Below are 16,116 nucleotides of genomic sequence, written 5' to 3'. Positions count from 1 at the left end.
GCGGCGTCCGCACGCAGCCTTGCCCCCTCAGACCAGCAGGAAGTCGCTGGCCGTCAGCAGGGGCTTGTTGGTGAGCACGGCGACCGCCACCGCGGCGGCGCCGCCCTGCCCGTCGGCGTCCCAGGCCAGCGCCCCGCTGGTCGAGTTGTAGGTGAAGCCGGCGACGCCGGCGGCGAGCGTGCCGTTGACGATGAGGTTGACGCTCCCCCCCGCCGCCAGACCACCCCCGAAGGCCGCGCTCGAAATCTCGATCCTGTCGAGCCCGGTCTGGAAATCGGTGATGGTGTCGCGCGTATCGGGCAAAGCCTCGAAGACGAAGGTATCGGCATCCGCCCCGCCCGTCAGCACGTCGCGGGCGAGACCGCCGATCAGCCGGTCCATCCCCGCTCCGCCGTTCAGATTGTCGCTGCCCGCGCCGCCGATCAGCACGTCGTTGCCGGCATTGCCGACGAGCTGGTCCGCCCCGTCGCCCCCGCTCAGCACATTGTCGCCGCTGTTGCCGAGCAACCGGTTGTCGAGACCGTTGCCCGTCCCGTTCGCCGCAGCGGAGCCGGTCAGATAGAGATTCTCGATGCCGGCCCCGAGCGTGACGTCGACGCTGCTGTAGACGATGTCGAAGCCGCCGGCGTCGCCGCCGAAGCCATCGTCCTCGCTGACGACATCGCCGACATCGTTGACGTAGTAGACGTCGTCACCGGCGCCGCCGTTCATGACGTCGGCTCCGGCCCCGCCGTCGAGGCGGTCGTTGCCCGCATCGCCGAAGAGCTGGTCGGCGCCGTCGCCGCCGAGGAGGCGGTCATCGTCGTCGCCGCCCCGCAGCACGTCGTCGCCCGCGCCGCCACTGAGCAGATCGTTGCCGGCCGCCCCTTCGATGACGTTGGCCGCGGCATTGCCGTAGAGCGAATTGTCGCCGGCGTTACCGGTGAGCGAGAGCGCACCCGAACCACTCGCCTTGAGCACCTCGATGCCCGCAGCGAGTGCGAAACTGACGGTGGTGTAGACCGTGTCGAAGCCGCCCGCGTCGCCGCCGAAGCCATCGTCCTCGCTGGCGGTGTCGCCGAGGTCGTCGACATAATAGAGATCGTCGCCGGCGCCACCGAACATGGCGTCGATGCCGGCGCCGCCCTTCAGCACGTCTGCGTCCCCGCCGCCCTGCAGGATGTCGTCGCCATCGCCGCCGTTCAAGATGTCTTCGCCCTCCCCGCCTTCGAGGATGTCGTTGCCACCATAGCCGGTCAGCAGATCCGCGCCGCCGAGGCCGACGAGACGGTTGGCGGCATTGTTGCCGAGCAGCGTGTTGTCGCCGTCATTGCCGGTGCCGTCGATGGCGTCGCTCCCGACGAGCCGCAAATCCTCGACATGGGCAGAAAGCACCGTGCTGGCGGTCGCGATGACGAGATCAAGCCCGCCGGCATCGCCGCCCGAACCGTCATCCTCGCTCGCCACGTCGAGGGCGTCGTCGACGTAATAGATGTCGTCGCCGGCGCCGCCGAGCAGCAGATCGGCGCCCGTCCCGCCATCGAGCCGGTCATTGCCCTGCCCGCCCCGCAGCGTGTCGGACCCGCCATAGCCGTTGAGCGTATCGTGCCCATCGCCGCCGTCGAGGACGTTGGCGCCGGCATTGCCCAGCAGCCGGTTGTCGAGCGCATTGCCCGTGCCGTCGATGTCGGACGTGCCGCTGAGGGTGAGGTTCTCGATGTATTGCGCCAGCGTGAAACTGACCGAGGCCGTGACCTTGTCGAGGCCGCCGGCGTCACCGCCGAGCCCGTCGTCCTCGCTGGCCAAGTCCCCGACATCGTCGACGACATAGGAATCGTTGCCGGCGCCGCCACGCATCTCGTCGGCGCCCGTGCCGCCATTGAGCGTGTCGTCGCCATCGAGGCCGATCAGGATGTCGTTGCCGCCCTGTCCGAAGAGACGGTCCGCACCGGCCGTGCCCATCAGCGTGTCGTCGCCCGAGCCGCCGAGGCTGCGGCTGCCGATCGTGACGGAGAAGGTCTCGTCATAGCTCAGCCCGCCGGGGTCGGTAACTCGCACGGTCACCGAGACCACCGGCTCGTTCTCCGCATCGAAGGTCGCGCCGGGTGCGACGACGAGCCGGTCGCCGACGACCGTGAAGCGGTCGATCGCGCCGCCGACCAGGGCATAGCTGTGGGGACCGAGATCGCCCGCATCGACGACGCTGAAGGTGGCGACCAGCGTGCCGGCGCCGCTGGTGTCCTGCACCGAAAGCGGACCGATGGCGGTGATGTCGGTCGGCGCTGCATCGGGCACGGAAATGTCGACCGTGGTGTCGAGGAAGCGCAGGCGCTCGACATCGTAGATCGTGTCGATGCCATCGGGCGAACCGGCCCGCAGATCGACGATTTCGAACCGGCCGGGCGCGATGGCGGTCACGCTGTAATCGGCGCGGTTGCCGTTCAGCCTCAGCGTGTCGATGCCGCCATTGCCATAGAAGATGTCATTGCCGCCGTCGCCGCGCAGCGTCTCGCCCGCATTGCCGCCGTAAACGATGTCGTCGAAGCGGGTGCCGCGGATCGCCTCGATGCTGGTCAGGCTGTCGGTGGCGCCGAAGCTGTCGATCGCCGAGCCCGCCGCGACCGCGACGCCGCCCAGCACCTGGGCCGTCGTGCTGAGATTGGCGCGGATGCCGACGGGCGCCCCGCCATTGCTGAACTCCTGGTCGTAGCGCACCGTGTCGGTGCCCCCGCCGCCGTCGAAGGAATCTTGGCCGGCGAAGCCCATGAAGGTGTTGTCTTCGCCGCCGCCGATGAAGATGTCGGCCTGAGCCGTGCCGCGCGCGCCCTCGATACCGACGAGCGTATCGACGGTGCCGAAGCCGTCGATCGCCGTGCCCGCCGCGATCGTGATCGGCGCCTGCGGCCCCGCCCCGTCGCGATCGACCGTGCGGCTGGAGCCGCTGAGATTGACCACCACGCCGGCCGTGCCGCCGAACTGCGCGTCCCGGTCATAGCGCGCCTCGTCATAGCCGGAGCCGCCGTCGATATGGTCGGCGCCGCCGAGACCGCGGAAGGCCTCGAACGCGTCGTTCCCGGTATCGCCGCCATAGATCACGTCGGCGAAATTGGTGCCGCGCACCATCTCGATGTCGATCAGCGTGTCGATGCCGCCGAACGTGTCCTGGCCGGAGCGGGCCGCGATGACGCCGCCATCGAGATGGGTGATCGCCGTGGCCGAGAGATTGACGCGGACACCGCCGGTCACGGTCTCGTTCGTGCCCTGGTAGTAGACTTGGTCGCTGTCGTCGCTGTCGCCGGCCACGGCCGTGCCATCGATGATGTCGTTGCCGCCACCGCCGTTGAAGCTGTCGGAGGCCCCGTTGCCGATCAGCGTATCGGAGCCGCCGCCACCTTGCAGATCGTTCTCGAGATCGTCACCGATCAGCGTGTCGGCGAAGATCGTGCCGCGGATATTCTCGATGCCGGAGAGGGTGTCGGTCTGGCCGAAGCTGTCGCGGGCCGTGCGGGCCGCAAAGACCGTGCCGTCGACCGTGACCGCAGCGCCCGACAGGTTGACGACGACGCCGGCGACGCCGGTCTCGTCGCCATAGTTGACCAGGTCGGATCCGGCTCCGCCATTGATCTGGTCCGCGCCGCCGCCGCCGACGAGCGTATCGTTGCCGCCGGCGCCGTCGAGGATGTCACGGCCCGGCCCGCCATTGAGATAGTTCGTGCCGCCATGGCCGGTCAGCGTGTCGTTGCCGAGATTGCCGAAGAGGTTGATCTGGCTGTTGGACGGGCCGCTGGCCGTCAGGACGTCGGGCTCGATCGAGCCGAAGACCGAGGTGACGCCATTCGCAATCTCGGTCAGCGGCATGAGATTGACGACGATCGCGGCAGGCGATGACGGCACGAAAACCGAGATCTGCTCGACATCGGCCGCAAGCGTGTCGATCCCCAGCGGAGCGCCGGGACGCAGGTCGGTGATCGTCCAGGTGCCATTGCCATTGCGGACGATGGAGAACAGGTCGCTGACGCTGCCATTGTCGTTCAGGGTCAGGCGGACGACGTCGTCATCGTCGCGAACGGCGCCAATGAAGCCCGCCGTGCCCGAAGGCAGCACATATTGCGCCACATCGCGTCCGCCGCCGCCGGCGATCGCATCGTTGCCGGCGCCGCCCTCGATGAGGTTGGCGCCGCCATGGCCGGTGATGACGTCGTCGCCGGAGCCTCCGTTGACGCTGACGTTGTCCTGGCTCCCCGCGGCCGGAGCCAGCGCTGCGACCGAGATCACATCCGCGCCCAGCCCGCCCTGCACGAACCCGCCATTGCCGTTCGGGAAGAATTGCGGCGCCAGGTTCAGGAACAGCGACTGAACGGGCGGCAGGCCCGGCCCGCCGTCGATGGTGACCGAGATGTTCTCGATCGTGTCGTCCAGCGTATCGGTGCCGAGCGGCGAGCCGGGCCGCAAATCCTCGACGGTCCAGCCGCTCGCCGTCTGCGTGATCCGGAAGACGTCGCTCGTCGTGGCACCGTCCGTCAGCTTCACCAGCGTGACCGCGCCCGCCGTGACCGAACTCAGCGTGCCGGCCGTGCCGAGCGGCAGCGTGAACGCCGCCGAATCGATGCCTCCACCGCCGCTGATGACGTCGTCGCCCGCTCCGCCGGAGATGAAGTTCGAGCCCGCATGGCCGGAGATGATGTCGTCGCCGAGGCCCCCGTCGATGCTGATCGCATCCGCGCTGCCGGCGAGCGGGAAGAAGACATTGGCAGAAATCGTGTCGCCGCCGATGCTGCCTTGGATGAAGCCGCCGCCGGCATTGGCGAAGCCCTGGGGCGCGATATTGAGGAACAGGCTCTGGACGGGCGGCGCAGTGCCGACGCCGCTGATCTGGAAGTTGAGCAGTTCGGTCTGGAACACGGGGCCGGAGCCGACATAGACGGTGTCGGTGCCCAGCGGCGATCCGGGCCTGAGATCCTCGACCGTGACGGCAGAGCCCGACGAGGTGACGCGGAAGACATCGGTCACGGTCGCGCCGTCGGTCAAGCGCACCAGCGTGACGTTGCCGGTCGTGACGGACGACAGCGTGCCCGCCGTCCCGGTCGGCAGCGCATAGCTCGCCGTGTCGAAGCCGCCGCCACCGGAGATCTCGTCGTCGCCGGCGCCGCCGGTGATGAAGTTCGAGCCGGCATGACCGATGATGACGTCGTTGCCGTCGCCGCCCTCGATGCCGATGTTCTGCGCCGCGTCGACGCCGGGAATCGTCGTGGCGTCGATCAGATCGTCGAAGATGCCGCCCTGGACGAAGCCGGTGTCGATCCGGGGCACCAGATTGAGCGTCAGGACCTGGGCGGGAGGCTGACCCGCCGGCCCTTCGAGGAAGACGAACACGGCTTCGACATCGCTCGCCAGCGTATCGGTGCCGAGCGGTGAGCCCGGGCGCAGATCCTGAACCGTATAGCCGCCACCGAGGACGCGCTGGATTGCGAGAACCGCAACGCCACCGGCAAAGACGGTCGCGCTATCGACGCCGACGGCGTAGGTCAAGGCGCCGGCATCAGGGGGCAGGTTGTACTGAGCGTAGTCGAACCCGTCCTCGCCGATCAGCGTGTCGTTGCCGGCGCCACCCGAAAGGCCGTCATTGTCGCTGCCGCCGTTCAGCGTGTCATCGCCGCCCTGGCCGAACAGGAAGTCGTTGCCGCCGAGGCCGTTGATCACCTGGGGCGTGTCGTCGCCGAAGATGAACTCGCCGGCATTCGTGCCGCCGATCTGCGTGTTCAGGACGGTCAGGCCGAAGCCCTGCGCGAAGCTGTTGCCGGTCCCGTCCGTGGCCGTCACGGTGAGCGCGATGTTCGACGCCTGCTCGGCGGTGAGGACGTTGGCGCCGGCCAGACGCAGGACATAGGCACCCGGCGTGCCGACCACCTCGAAGCGCGCATCAGACACGGTGAAGGTGAAGCTCGTGCTGTCGGCGTCGGTCACGGTGACCGTGCCGACGACCGCGTTTTGCACGCCTTCCGCGACGGTGAGGTTCGACAGCGCGATCGCGGTGGGGGACTGGTTGGCTCCGCCTGTCCCGACTGAAAGATTGAAGCTGTCGGAGGCGATACCTCCGAAGCCGTCCGAGACCATCACGTTGACCGTGACTGTCGATGAACCAACTGGCGGCGTGCCCGAGATCGTCCGTGTCACCGGGTCGTAGCTGAGCCAGGGTGCCGGAGCGCTCGCGGTGATGGTCAGCGGCTGGCCTTCGGGATCGGCATAGGCCCCGGCCGGAATCGTGTAGCTGAAGGGCTGGCCTATCGTGGCGGCCTGGTCGGGGATCGGTGCCGTGATGACCGGGAACTGGTTGAGATAGCCCGTCCGCTGGACCGTGAAGCCATCGATGACCGGCGGATTGACGCCGTCCGACACGGACACCGCCAGCGAGGCCTGCAGGAAATCGGCCGGCGGCGTGCCCGACATCGTCCGCGTGACGGGGTCGAAGCTGAGCCAGGCCGGCTGTCCGACGAGGCTCAGCGTGAGCGGCTGGCCTTCGGGATCGAAATAGGCATCGGCCGGGATCGTGTAGCTGAAGGGTTGGCCGACCGTGACGAACTGGTTCAGCACCTCCGACTGGAGCGTCGGCGGCAGATTCGGGCCCGCGGCACCGACCGACAGGTTGAAGATGTCCGAGGCGACACCTCCGAAACCGTCCGAGACCATCACGTTGACCGTGACAGTCGATGAACCAACTGGCGGCGTGCCCGAGATCGTCCGCGTCGCCGGATCGTAGCTGAGCCAGGGAGCCGGAGCGCTCGCGGTGATGGTCAGAGGCTGGCCTTCGGGATCGGCATAGGCTCCGGCCGGGATCGTGTAGCTGAAGAATTGGCCGATCGTGGCGACCTGATCGGGAATCGGTGCCGTGATGACCGGGAACTGGTTGAGATAGCCCGCTCGTTGGACCGTGAAGCCATCGATGACCGGCGGATTGACGCCGTCCGACACGGACACCGCCACCGAGGCCTGAATGAAGTCAGCCGGCGGCGTCCCGGACATCGTGCGCGTGACGGGATCGAAGCCGAGCCAGGCCGGCTGTCCGACGAGGCTCAGCGTGAGTGGCTGGCCTTCGGGATCGAAATAGGCATCGGCCGGGATCGTATAGCTGAAGGGTTGGCCCACCGTGACGAACTGGTTCAGCACCTCCGACTGGAACGTCGGCGGCAGGTTCTGGCCAACGCTGCCGACTGACAGGTTGAAGCTGTCCGAGGCCAGGCCGCCCGACCCGTCCGAAATCATCACGTTGACCGAGACGGTCCCCGCGCCGACCGGCGGCGTGCCCGAGATCGTCCGCGTCGCCGGATCATAGCTGAGCCAGGGCGCCGGAGCGCTCGCCGTGATGGTCAGCGGTTGACCTTCAGGGTCGACATAGGCACCCGCCGGAATCGTGAAGCTGAAGGGCTGGCCGATCCGCGCCACCTGGTCGGGGATCGGTGTCACGATGACCGGGAACTGGTTGAAGGCTCCGGCAACCGAGACGCTGAAACTGTCGGACACCTGACCGCCGGCGCCGTCATTGGCTGAGACCGTGATGATCGCGTTCGGGGCGCCGGGCATCGGGGTGCCCGAGAGCTCGCGTGTGACCGGGTTGTAGATCATCCAGCCGGGCAGATTCTGCACGAAGAGCTGGAGCGCGTTTCCTTCCGGGTCCGAAAACGTTCCAGCGGGGATGATGTAGCTGAAAGGCTGGCCGAGAGTGGCATTCTGGTCCGGGATCGGAATGGCGACGACCGGCGCGTCGTTCATGTCCTGCACATTGAGCGTCACCGACTGGGTGACGCTGCCGCCCCAGTGGTCGGTGGCAGTGATGTCGAAGCTCACGGTCGGTTCCGCCTCGAAATCGAGCGCGACGCCGGCCTTCAGCTTGAGCTGGTAGAAGCCGGCGTTGACGACCTCGAAGCGAACATCCGAAACCGAGAAGGAGAAGACGGTCTCGAAGTCCGGGTCGGTCACCGCCAGGCCGGTGCCGCCGAAGCCGGGGATGTTCTCCGGCACCAGCGTATTGAACAGCGTGATTCCGGTCGGCGCGCTGTTGTAGGTCTGGCGCAGGTCCAGAATCTGGTCCGCGAAGTGCAGAAACTCGATGTTGGAGATCTGGTCGGTGCCATCCGGCGAGCCTGCCCGCAGATCGGTCACGACATAGGTCGCGCCGAACTGACCGCGCGTGATCGCATAATCGGCGAGCGAGCCGCCATAGAACACACGGTCGTTGACGTCCCCGGTGAAGACGCTCGCCTGCACGAAGGCGCCGCCCGAGATGAAATCATTGCCGCCGAAGCCATTGAACGCATTGGCAGCCGACGAGCCGATCAGCGTGTCGGCGAAATTGGTGCCATGGGCGTTCTCGATCGAGACCAGCGTATCCACGGACCCAAAACCGTCGCGTGCCGTTCCGGCCGCAAGCGTGCCGACGACGGTCTCGCCCAGATTGACCTGCGCGCCCTGCGTACCGCCGAATCCGGCATCGAACAGGTAGGATACGGTATCGCTGCCGCCGCCGCCGTCGATCACATCGGCGCCGGCAAGGCCCGAGAAGCGCTCGTTGCCGTCGCCGCCGATCAGCGTGTCGGCAAAGGAGGAGCCGCGCGCACCTTCGATGCTGATCAGCCGGTCGGTGCCGCCGAAGCCGTCGCGCGCGGTCTGGGCGGCGACCGTGACGCCGCCGACGACGCGGTCGGCCGCGCTCAGATTGACGATCGCGCCCTGCGTGCCGCCCATCGACGTGCCGTTCGCATAGCTGATTTCGTCGAAGCCCGAGCCACCGTCGATATAGTCGTCTCCGCCGAGGCCCTCGAAGCTCTCATAGGCGTCGTTCTGCGTATCGCCGCCGATCAGCACGTCCGACAGCATCGTGCCGCGCACGGCCTCAATGTCGATCAGCGTGTCGATCGCCTCGATTGTGGCGCCCGTGTAGAGCGGGTCCTTGGCCGAGTGGGCCGCGATGGTGATGGTGCCGGCCCCCGGGACCGGGTCGGTCAGCGTCACGGCGACGCTCGAGAGGTTGACGTGGATGCCGGTCGTCAGCGTGTCCGTCAGGTCGGACTGGTAGAAGGCGGTATCGACGTCGAAACCGTCTCCGCCCGCGACCGAACCGTCGATGATGTCGGCGCCGCCGCCGGCCTGTATGAAGTCGTTGCCGCCGCCGCCGATGACGACGTCAGCCCCGCCCCTCGAGAACACGGTGTTGGACTGGCCGTCGCCGACGATATGGTCCCCGTTGCTGGTGCCGCGCACGTTCTCGATCGAGATCAGCGTGTCGGTGTCACCATGGGTGTCGATCGCGGAACCGGCCGCGACGAGGGTCGGTCCGTTGCCGATATCGGCCGTGATCGCCTGCGTCGACAGGTTGACGATGACACCGCGCCCGGCGATGCCGCCCGACTCATTGCCGTAATTGGCGCGGTCGGTGCCGCCGCCGCCGTCGAGGATGTCCGCGCCGCCATTGCCCGTCAGATTATCGCCACCGCCCTGACCGCGCAGAAAGTTGGCGCCGTCGTCGCCGACGATGACGTCGGAACCGTCGGTCCCACGCACGTCCTCGATATCGATGAGCGTATCGGTCGCACCGCTGGCATCGCGCGCCGTGCCCGGCCCGACCCCGTTGATCGCCACGCTGCCGCCGAGCACGACGGTGACCCCGTTGCCACCGGTCCACTCGCGACGGTAATCGACCTGGTCGGTGCCGGCGCCGCCATCGAGGTAGTCGTTGCCGGCGAAGAGGCGGAAGCGTTCGTCGCCCGCACCACCGAAGACGAAGTCGGCCGCGTTCGAGGCACGGACCCCTTCGATGGATACCAGCGTGTCGGTATCGCCATAGCCGTCGCGGGCCGTGCCCGCCGCCACGGTGATGGGCGCGCCCGGCCCCGCGCCATCGAGATCGACCATCCTGGCGGTGGCCGACAGGTTGACCACGACGCCCTGACCGCCGAAGAGCCCGGCCGCGTTCTGATAGACGGCGTCGTTGGTGTACCGGACTTCATCGAAGCCGCTGCCGCCGTCGATCAGGTCGTTGCCGGCCAGTCCCTCGAAACCCTCATAGTCGTCGTTGCCGGTGTCGCCACCGAAGAGATGGTCGGCATTGTAGGTGCCGCGCGCCATCTCGATGTCGATCAACGTATCGGTCGAGGCATAGGCATCGCGCGTCGTGTGTGCCGCCACGGTCTCGGCGCCGACAGTCACGGCCGTATGCCCGAAATTGACGATCACGCCCGTTGCGAGCGGGTCGCCCGTGGCGAACTGTGCGAAAACCAGATCGGTGGGGTCGCCGTCATTGACGATATCGGTCCCGTCGAGCGTGTCGTTGCCGGCGCCGCCGATGAACTCGTCGGCCTCGCCGTTGCCGCGCATATAGTCGTCGCCGCCACGACCATGGAACAGATTGGCTTCGTTGCCGCCGACGAGGTAGTCCGCCTGCGACGTGCCGCGGACGTCCTCGATGCTGACGAGCGTGTCGACCGTGCCGAAGGTGTCGATCGCCGTTCCCGCTGCAACCGTCACCGCCACGCCGGGCCCTGCCCCATCGGCATCATATTGAATGGCTGCGGTCGACAGATTGACGATCGCCGGTCCTGAGCCGGCTTCGTTGCCATAGTTGACGCGATCGCGTCCGACGCCGCCATCGATGAGGTCGGCGCCGGCCTGCCCCGTCAGCGTGTCGTTGCCGGCCAGCCCCTGGATGATGTCGTTGCCGCCCGTTCCGTTCAGCGTGTCTGCATTGGCCGTGCCCTCGATCGCATCCGCCACGGACAGCGTGAAGTCGGCGCTGACGAAATTGCCGGAAAAGTCGTAGGCCCGGATCGTCAGGGTCCAGCTCGGCTGGGCCTCGAAATCGACGGGGCCGATGACGCGCAGCTCGTTGTTGAAGACGCTGAACGGCGTACCCGGCGTCACCAGCTCGTAGCGGGCGATGCCGTCGCCCGGATCGGAATCCGTTGCCGACAGCAGGCCGATGATCGTGTTGAAGGGGCTGTTTTCGATGACGGCGAGGTTGGAGAGCGAAAGGCCGGTCGGGGCGGGCATGGCAGCTCCGAAATAAACTTAAAAAAATGTTACCGCATCCTGATCATTACGCAGGGTATGAGGCGCCGTAAAGGACCGAATGAAGCAAAGCCGTCAGAAAACGCGCCCAGCGCATAGAAGAACTATTGGATCGTTAGTATCCGCCCCGCGGGACACTTCCGAAACGTATTGCGCGGCGGATCGCCGTGACCGGATATGGGCCGATCAATAAAGCCGACAATTGTTTCCAAGATTTGCTGGGCGGCGCGCGCCTCAAATGTTCGATTTTAGCTTCGCGCCTCTCATGCTGCTGAAGGATCACGCAAGTCGGCGCGAAAAGCATCACACCGGTCGAGATCACTGCAGGGCTTGCTTTTGGGGGGTCACCGTTCCCGGAAGGCGCGGCCCGCCTGCTCGATCAGCGGACGGAGCAGATAGTCCAGCGCCGATCGGTCCTGCGTCTTGATGAAGGCCTGGATCGGCATGCCGGGAACCAGCTTGAGGTCGCGCAGCTGCCGGATCTCGCTCTCCGGCAGCGCGATGCGCGCCGTGAAATAGCTCAGCCCGGTCTGCGGCTCGCGGGTCAGGTCGGCACCGATGCGGACCAGCCGCCCGCGCAGGTCGGGAGTTGTGCGCTGGTTGCCGGCCAGCACGCGCACGATCGCCTCCTGCCCCGCAGCGAGTTGGTCGATGTCCGTGGGTGCGACACGGACATCCGCCACCAGCGCCTCGTCATGGGGAACAATCGACATCAGGGTCTCGCCGGATCCGATCACGCCGCCGACGGTGAACACCGTGAGCTGGTGGACGAGCCCCGCGATCGGGGCGCGGATCTCCACCCGCGCGAGCTGGTCCTCGGCGGCGATGCGCCGCTCCCGCAATTCACCGAGCTTGCCCTGGGTGTCGCGGAGATCGCCGAGAACCTGGGTGCGCATGTCCTGGTCGAGCTGGAGGATCTGCAGCTCGACCTCCGCAATCTTGCCGCGCACCCGAGCCCGCTCGGTCAGGAGCTGGCCGCGCTCGCCCGACACGCGGGTCTGGTCGCGCTGCAGGGCCGTGAATCGCTGCATCGAGGTCAGGTTCTGCTTGAACAGCTGGGCGACTCCGCGCAGCTCCTCGGCGATCAGCGCCTCTTCCTTCTCTTTCGTCCCGATCTGCACGGAGATGCCTTGGGTCTCCTCGGCGAACTGGGCCGCGCGCTCGCGCAGCTGCGCCTTCTGCCCGTCGCGCGAACGGGTCCGGGCCTCGATCAGCTTTTCCTCGCCGGCGAGCGCCCGCTCGACGGAGGGCTCGCCGCGCCGCGACAGCAGCCCGGCCGGAAAGCGGATCTCGCGCTCGCCGTCGCGCTCGGCCAGAAGCCGGGCCTCCCGCGCCTCGAGCTCGTCGATCTGCGAACGCACGATGCCGAGATTGGCACGCGTCAGCGTGTCGTCGAGGCGCAGCAGCACGTCGCCGGCCGCCACGGCCTGCCCCTCGGCCACGAAGATCTGGCCGACGACGCCGCCGGTCGGATGTTGGACGCGGCGCAGGCTGCCCTCGACCACGACCTGCCCGGCCGCGAGCACGGCGCCCGACAGATTGACGGCCCAAGCCCAGCCGCCGATGCCGAACAGGAAGATCGCGCAGCTCGCCAGTCCGATGCGGTTGAGGCGCGCGAGGCTCGCCTGGACCTGCGCGAGCGTGGTGCCGGCCGGGCTCATCTCAGGCGACCTCGCTGCGGCGTTCGACCCGCCGGACGTCGTTTGCGCCGACAGCGTTGGCGGCGATGATCTTGCGCAGCACCTCGTCGCGCGGGCCGAAGGCCTGCTGCGTACCCTGGCCGAGATAGAGCACGTAGTCGCAGACGCCGACCGCGTTCGGGCGGTGCGCGATCGCCACCACGATGCCGCCGCGCGCCTTGACGCCGAGAATGGCCTCGGCCAGCGCCGCTTCGCCGTCGCGATCGAGATTGGCATTGGGCTCGTCGAGCACGACCAGGAACGGATCGCCATAAAGCGCACGAGCAAGCGCGACGCGCTGGCGCTGCCCGCCGGAAAGTGTGACGCCGCCCTCCCCGATCACCGTGTCGTAGCCGCCCGGCAGGCGCAGCACCATCTCATGGGCGCCGGCGGCCTTGGCAGCGGCGACGACCGCTGCGGGATCGGGCTCGACCGCCATCCGGGCGATGTTCTCAGCCACCGTGCCGTCGAACAGGCTGACATCCTGCGGCAAGTAGCCGATATGGCGGGCGAGCGCGACCGGGTCCCAATGGTCGATCAGCGCCCCGTCGAGCCGCACGGCGCCGCGCGCCGCCGGCCAGGCGCCGACCAGCACCCGCGCGAGCGAGCTCTTGCCCGCGGCGCTGGGGCCGATGATCCCGAGCGCATCGCCCGCCTTCAATCCGAAGGCGATCTGCTGGAGCAGGGCGCCCATCGCGCCGGGGGCGGCGACGACGAGAGCCTCGACCTGCAGCGACGCCACCGGCGCTGGCAACTCCGTGGTCTCGCCCGGCGCCTGGACAGCGGCGAAGAGGCGCTTCAGGCGCGACACGGCCTGGCGCGCCTGGCTGAAGCCCGCCCAGCTGCCGATCGCCGATTCGACCGGCGCCAGCGCCCGGCCGATCATGATCGAGCAGGCGATCACCGCGCCGGCCGTCATCTCGCCCTGGATCACCAGATAGGCGCCGAGACCGAGCACCAGGGACTGGACGAGCAGCCGCATTGTCCGCGACGCGCTGCCGAAGCCGCCCGTCGTGTCGCTGCTGCGCTGGACGGCGTCGAGATAGCGGCGGTTGACGCGCAGCCAGCGCTCGCGCAGCGCCGGCGTCATGCCGAGCGCCTTGACCATCGCCGCATTCTGCCGCGCCGCCTCGAGCAGGGATTGCCGCCCGGCGGTTTCGCGCAGGGTCTCGCGCTGGGCCTCGCGCCCGTTCAACTCCGTCAGAACGGTCAGGCCGATGAGGAGCAGCGCGGCTGCGATCGCAGCCAGGCCGATGAGCGGATGGATCAGGAAGCAGACCGTGACGAAGACGACGATCCACGGCATGTCGAAGATCGCCCCCGGCCCCAGTCCCGACAGGAAGGCGCGGATCATGTCGAGGTCTCGCAGCGGCTGGCTGCTTTCGCCGGGCGGCCGGTTCTGCCGGGCGAGCAGCAGGACCGCTCCGTGAACGGGCCCGGCCAGGCGCTCGTCGAGCAGCCGCCCGATGCGGATGACGAGCCGGTTGCGCAACGCGTCGAGGAAACCCTGGAAGGCGAAGGCTGCGATCAGGATCGCGGTCAGCCCGACGAGGGTCGGGATGCTGCGGCCCGGGATGACCCGGTCATAGACCTGCAGCATGTAGATCGGCCCTGCAAACATCAGCAGGTTGGTGACGCAGCTCACCAGACCGACCGACCAGAAGGCGCGCCGGCATTCGGCCAGGGCGGATGTCAGCACATCCGGCTTCATGACCGTCCGCCCTTTGCCAAACGCCGCGTCCCAATGCCGCGAGGCACGTCGCGACGCGTCTCGTCATCAATCCGCCAGCCCAACCGGAAGCCCCCGCCCCGTCTTCTGTCCATGGCGGCATCATCGGGCCGGCCTTCCCTTCGGGCAAGGGGCTTCCCCGCAATGGGGCGAACGATCTGCCGACAGGGTCAACGGCGAAGGGGCGGGCTCGCGCGGCGCTGCGTCCTCAATGGTCGCTCAGCGTGCGCCGCACCGCGTCGCGCCAGCCGGCAATCTTGCGGCTGCGCTCGCTATCGGCCATGCCGGGCGTGAAACGACGCTCCAGCCGCCAGAGATCGGCGAAGCGGTCGGGCTCGGGCAAAACCCCGGCATCCAGCCCAGCGAGATAGGCCGCACCCAGGGCCGTCGTCTCGCGCAGGCTCGGGCGATCCACCGGGAGGTCGAGCAGGTCGGCGAGGCGCTGCATCGTCCAGTCCGAGGCCGCCATGCCGCCATCGACCCGCAGCACCGAGCGCGCGGCATGCCCCGTCCCCTGCCCGGCCCCGCCAGCGGCGTGTCCCCAGTCGGCATGCATCGCCTCGATCAGGTCGAGCGTCTGGTAGCAGACGCTCTCCAGCGCGGCCCTGGCGAATTCCCGCGGGCCGGAATTGCGGGTCAGCCCAAAGATCGCACCCCGCGCCTCGGCATCCCAATGCGGCGCGCCGAGCCCGACGAAAGCCGGGACGAGATAGACCTCCTGGGACGGATCGGCGGCGCGCGCCAGCGGGCCGGTCTCGCTCGCCTCCTTGATCAGGCCGAGCCCGTCGCGCAGCCATTGCACTGCCGCGCCCGCGATGAAGATCGAGCCCTCCAGCGCATAGGTCCGTCGGCCCTCCAGCTGATAGGCGACCGTGCTGAGCAGCCGGTGCTGCGAGGCGACGGGCTTGTCGCCCGTATTCAGCAGCGCGAAGCAGCCCGTGCCATAGGTCGACTTCACCATGCCCGGCGCGAAACACGCCTGTCCGATCGTCGCCGCCTGCTGGTCGCCGGCGATGCCCCGCACGGGGATGGCGGCGCCCAGCAGCGCCGGGTCGGTCTCGCCGAACAGGCCGGCACAGTCCTTCACCTGCGGCAGCAGCGAGGCCGGGATGTCGAACAGCGCCAGCAACTCCTCGTCCCAGACGCCGCGATGGATGTCGAAGATCAGGCTGCGCGAGGCATTGGTGGCATCCGTCGCGTGAACGGCCCCGCCGGTCAGGCGCCAGAGCAGGAAGCTGTCGACCGTGCCGAAGGCGAGTTCGCCGGCTTCCGCGCGCCGCCGCGCGCCTGGCACGTTGTCGAGCAGCCAGGCGATCTTGGTGGCCGAGAAATAGGGGTCGATCCGCAATCCGGTCCGGGCCGCGACCAGCCCCTCATGGCCGGCGGCGACGAGCGCGGCGCAGGAAGGCGCGGTGCGGCGGTCCTGCCAGACGATGGCGCGGTGGATGGCGCGGCCGGTCTTCCGGTCCCAGACGAGCGTCGTCTCGCGCTGGTTGGTGATGCCGATCGCGGCGATGTCGGCGGCGGTCAGCCCGGCCTTGGCGATCGCCTCGCGGCAGGTCGACAGCACGCTCTCCCAGATGTCCTCGGGCTCATGCTCGACCCAGCCCGAGGCCGGAAAGTGCTGGGCGAATTCGCGCTGCGCGCTGGCGACGAGCCCGAGGCCCGAAT

At 68.3% G+C, this 16,116-nt stretch carries 4 protein-coding genes; all 4 read right to left on the bottom strand.

The genetic code is table 11. From position 1 onward, the window contains the following. Window positions 1-27: 27 nt before the first annotated feature. The gene (locus tag Q8M82_RS13225) at window positions 28-11,019 is read right to left on the bottom strand and encodes a putative Ig domain-containing protein (RefSeq protein WP_305691812.1); all 10,992 of its coding nucleotides are present in this window, start codon (window positions 11,017-11,019) and stop codon (window positions 28-30) included. 362 nt (window positions 11,020-11,381) lie between these two features. Continuing rightward, complete coding sequence (locus Q8M82_RS13220) at window positions 11,382-12,698, bottom strand: HlyD family type I secretion periplasmic adaptor subunit (protein ID WP_305691811.1); 1,317 nt, start codon at window positions 12,696-12,698, stop codon at window positions 11,382-11,384. Between the two features lies 1 nt (window position 12,699). Continuing rightward, complete coding sequence (locus Q8M82_RS13215; protein ID WP_305691810.1) at window positions 12,700-14,415, bottom strand: type I secretion system permease/ATPase; 1,716 nt, start codon at window positions 14,413-14,415, stop codon at window positions 12,700-12,702. Between the two features lie 238 nt (window positions 14,416-14,653). Continuing rightward, on the bottom strand, window positions 14,654-16,116 hold a 1,463-nt coding region (glpK, locus tag Q8M82_RS13210; protein ID WP_305691809.1), incomplete at its 5' end, for a glycerol kinase GlpK.

This window comes from Allobosea sp. (assembly GCF_030694325.1).
Lineage (GTDB): Bacteria > Pseudomonadota > Alphaproteobacteria > Rhizobiales > Beijerinckiaceae > Allobosea.
This window is presented reverse-complemented; position numbering and strand designations above follow the sequence as displayed.

Coding starts and splice junctions, on each gene's coding strand:
- Q8M82_RS13220 (WP_305691811.1), bottom strand. CDS start 12,698: ATGAGCCCGGCCGGCACCACGCTCGCGCAGGTCCAGGCGAGCCTCGCG.
- Q8M82_RS13225 (WP_305691812.1), bottom strand. CDS start 11,019: ATGCCCGCCCCGACCGGCCTTTCGCTCTCCAACCTCGCCGTCATCGAA.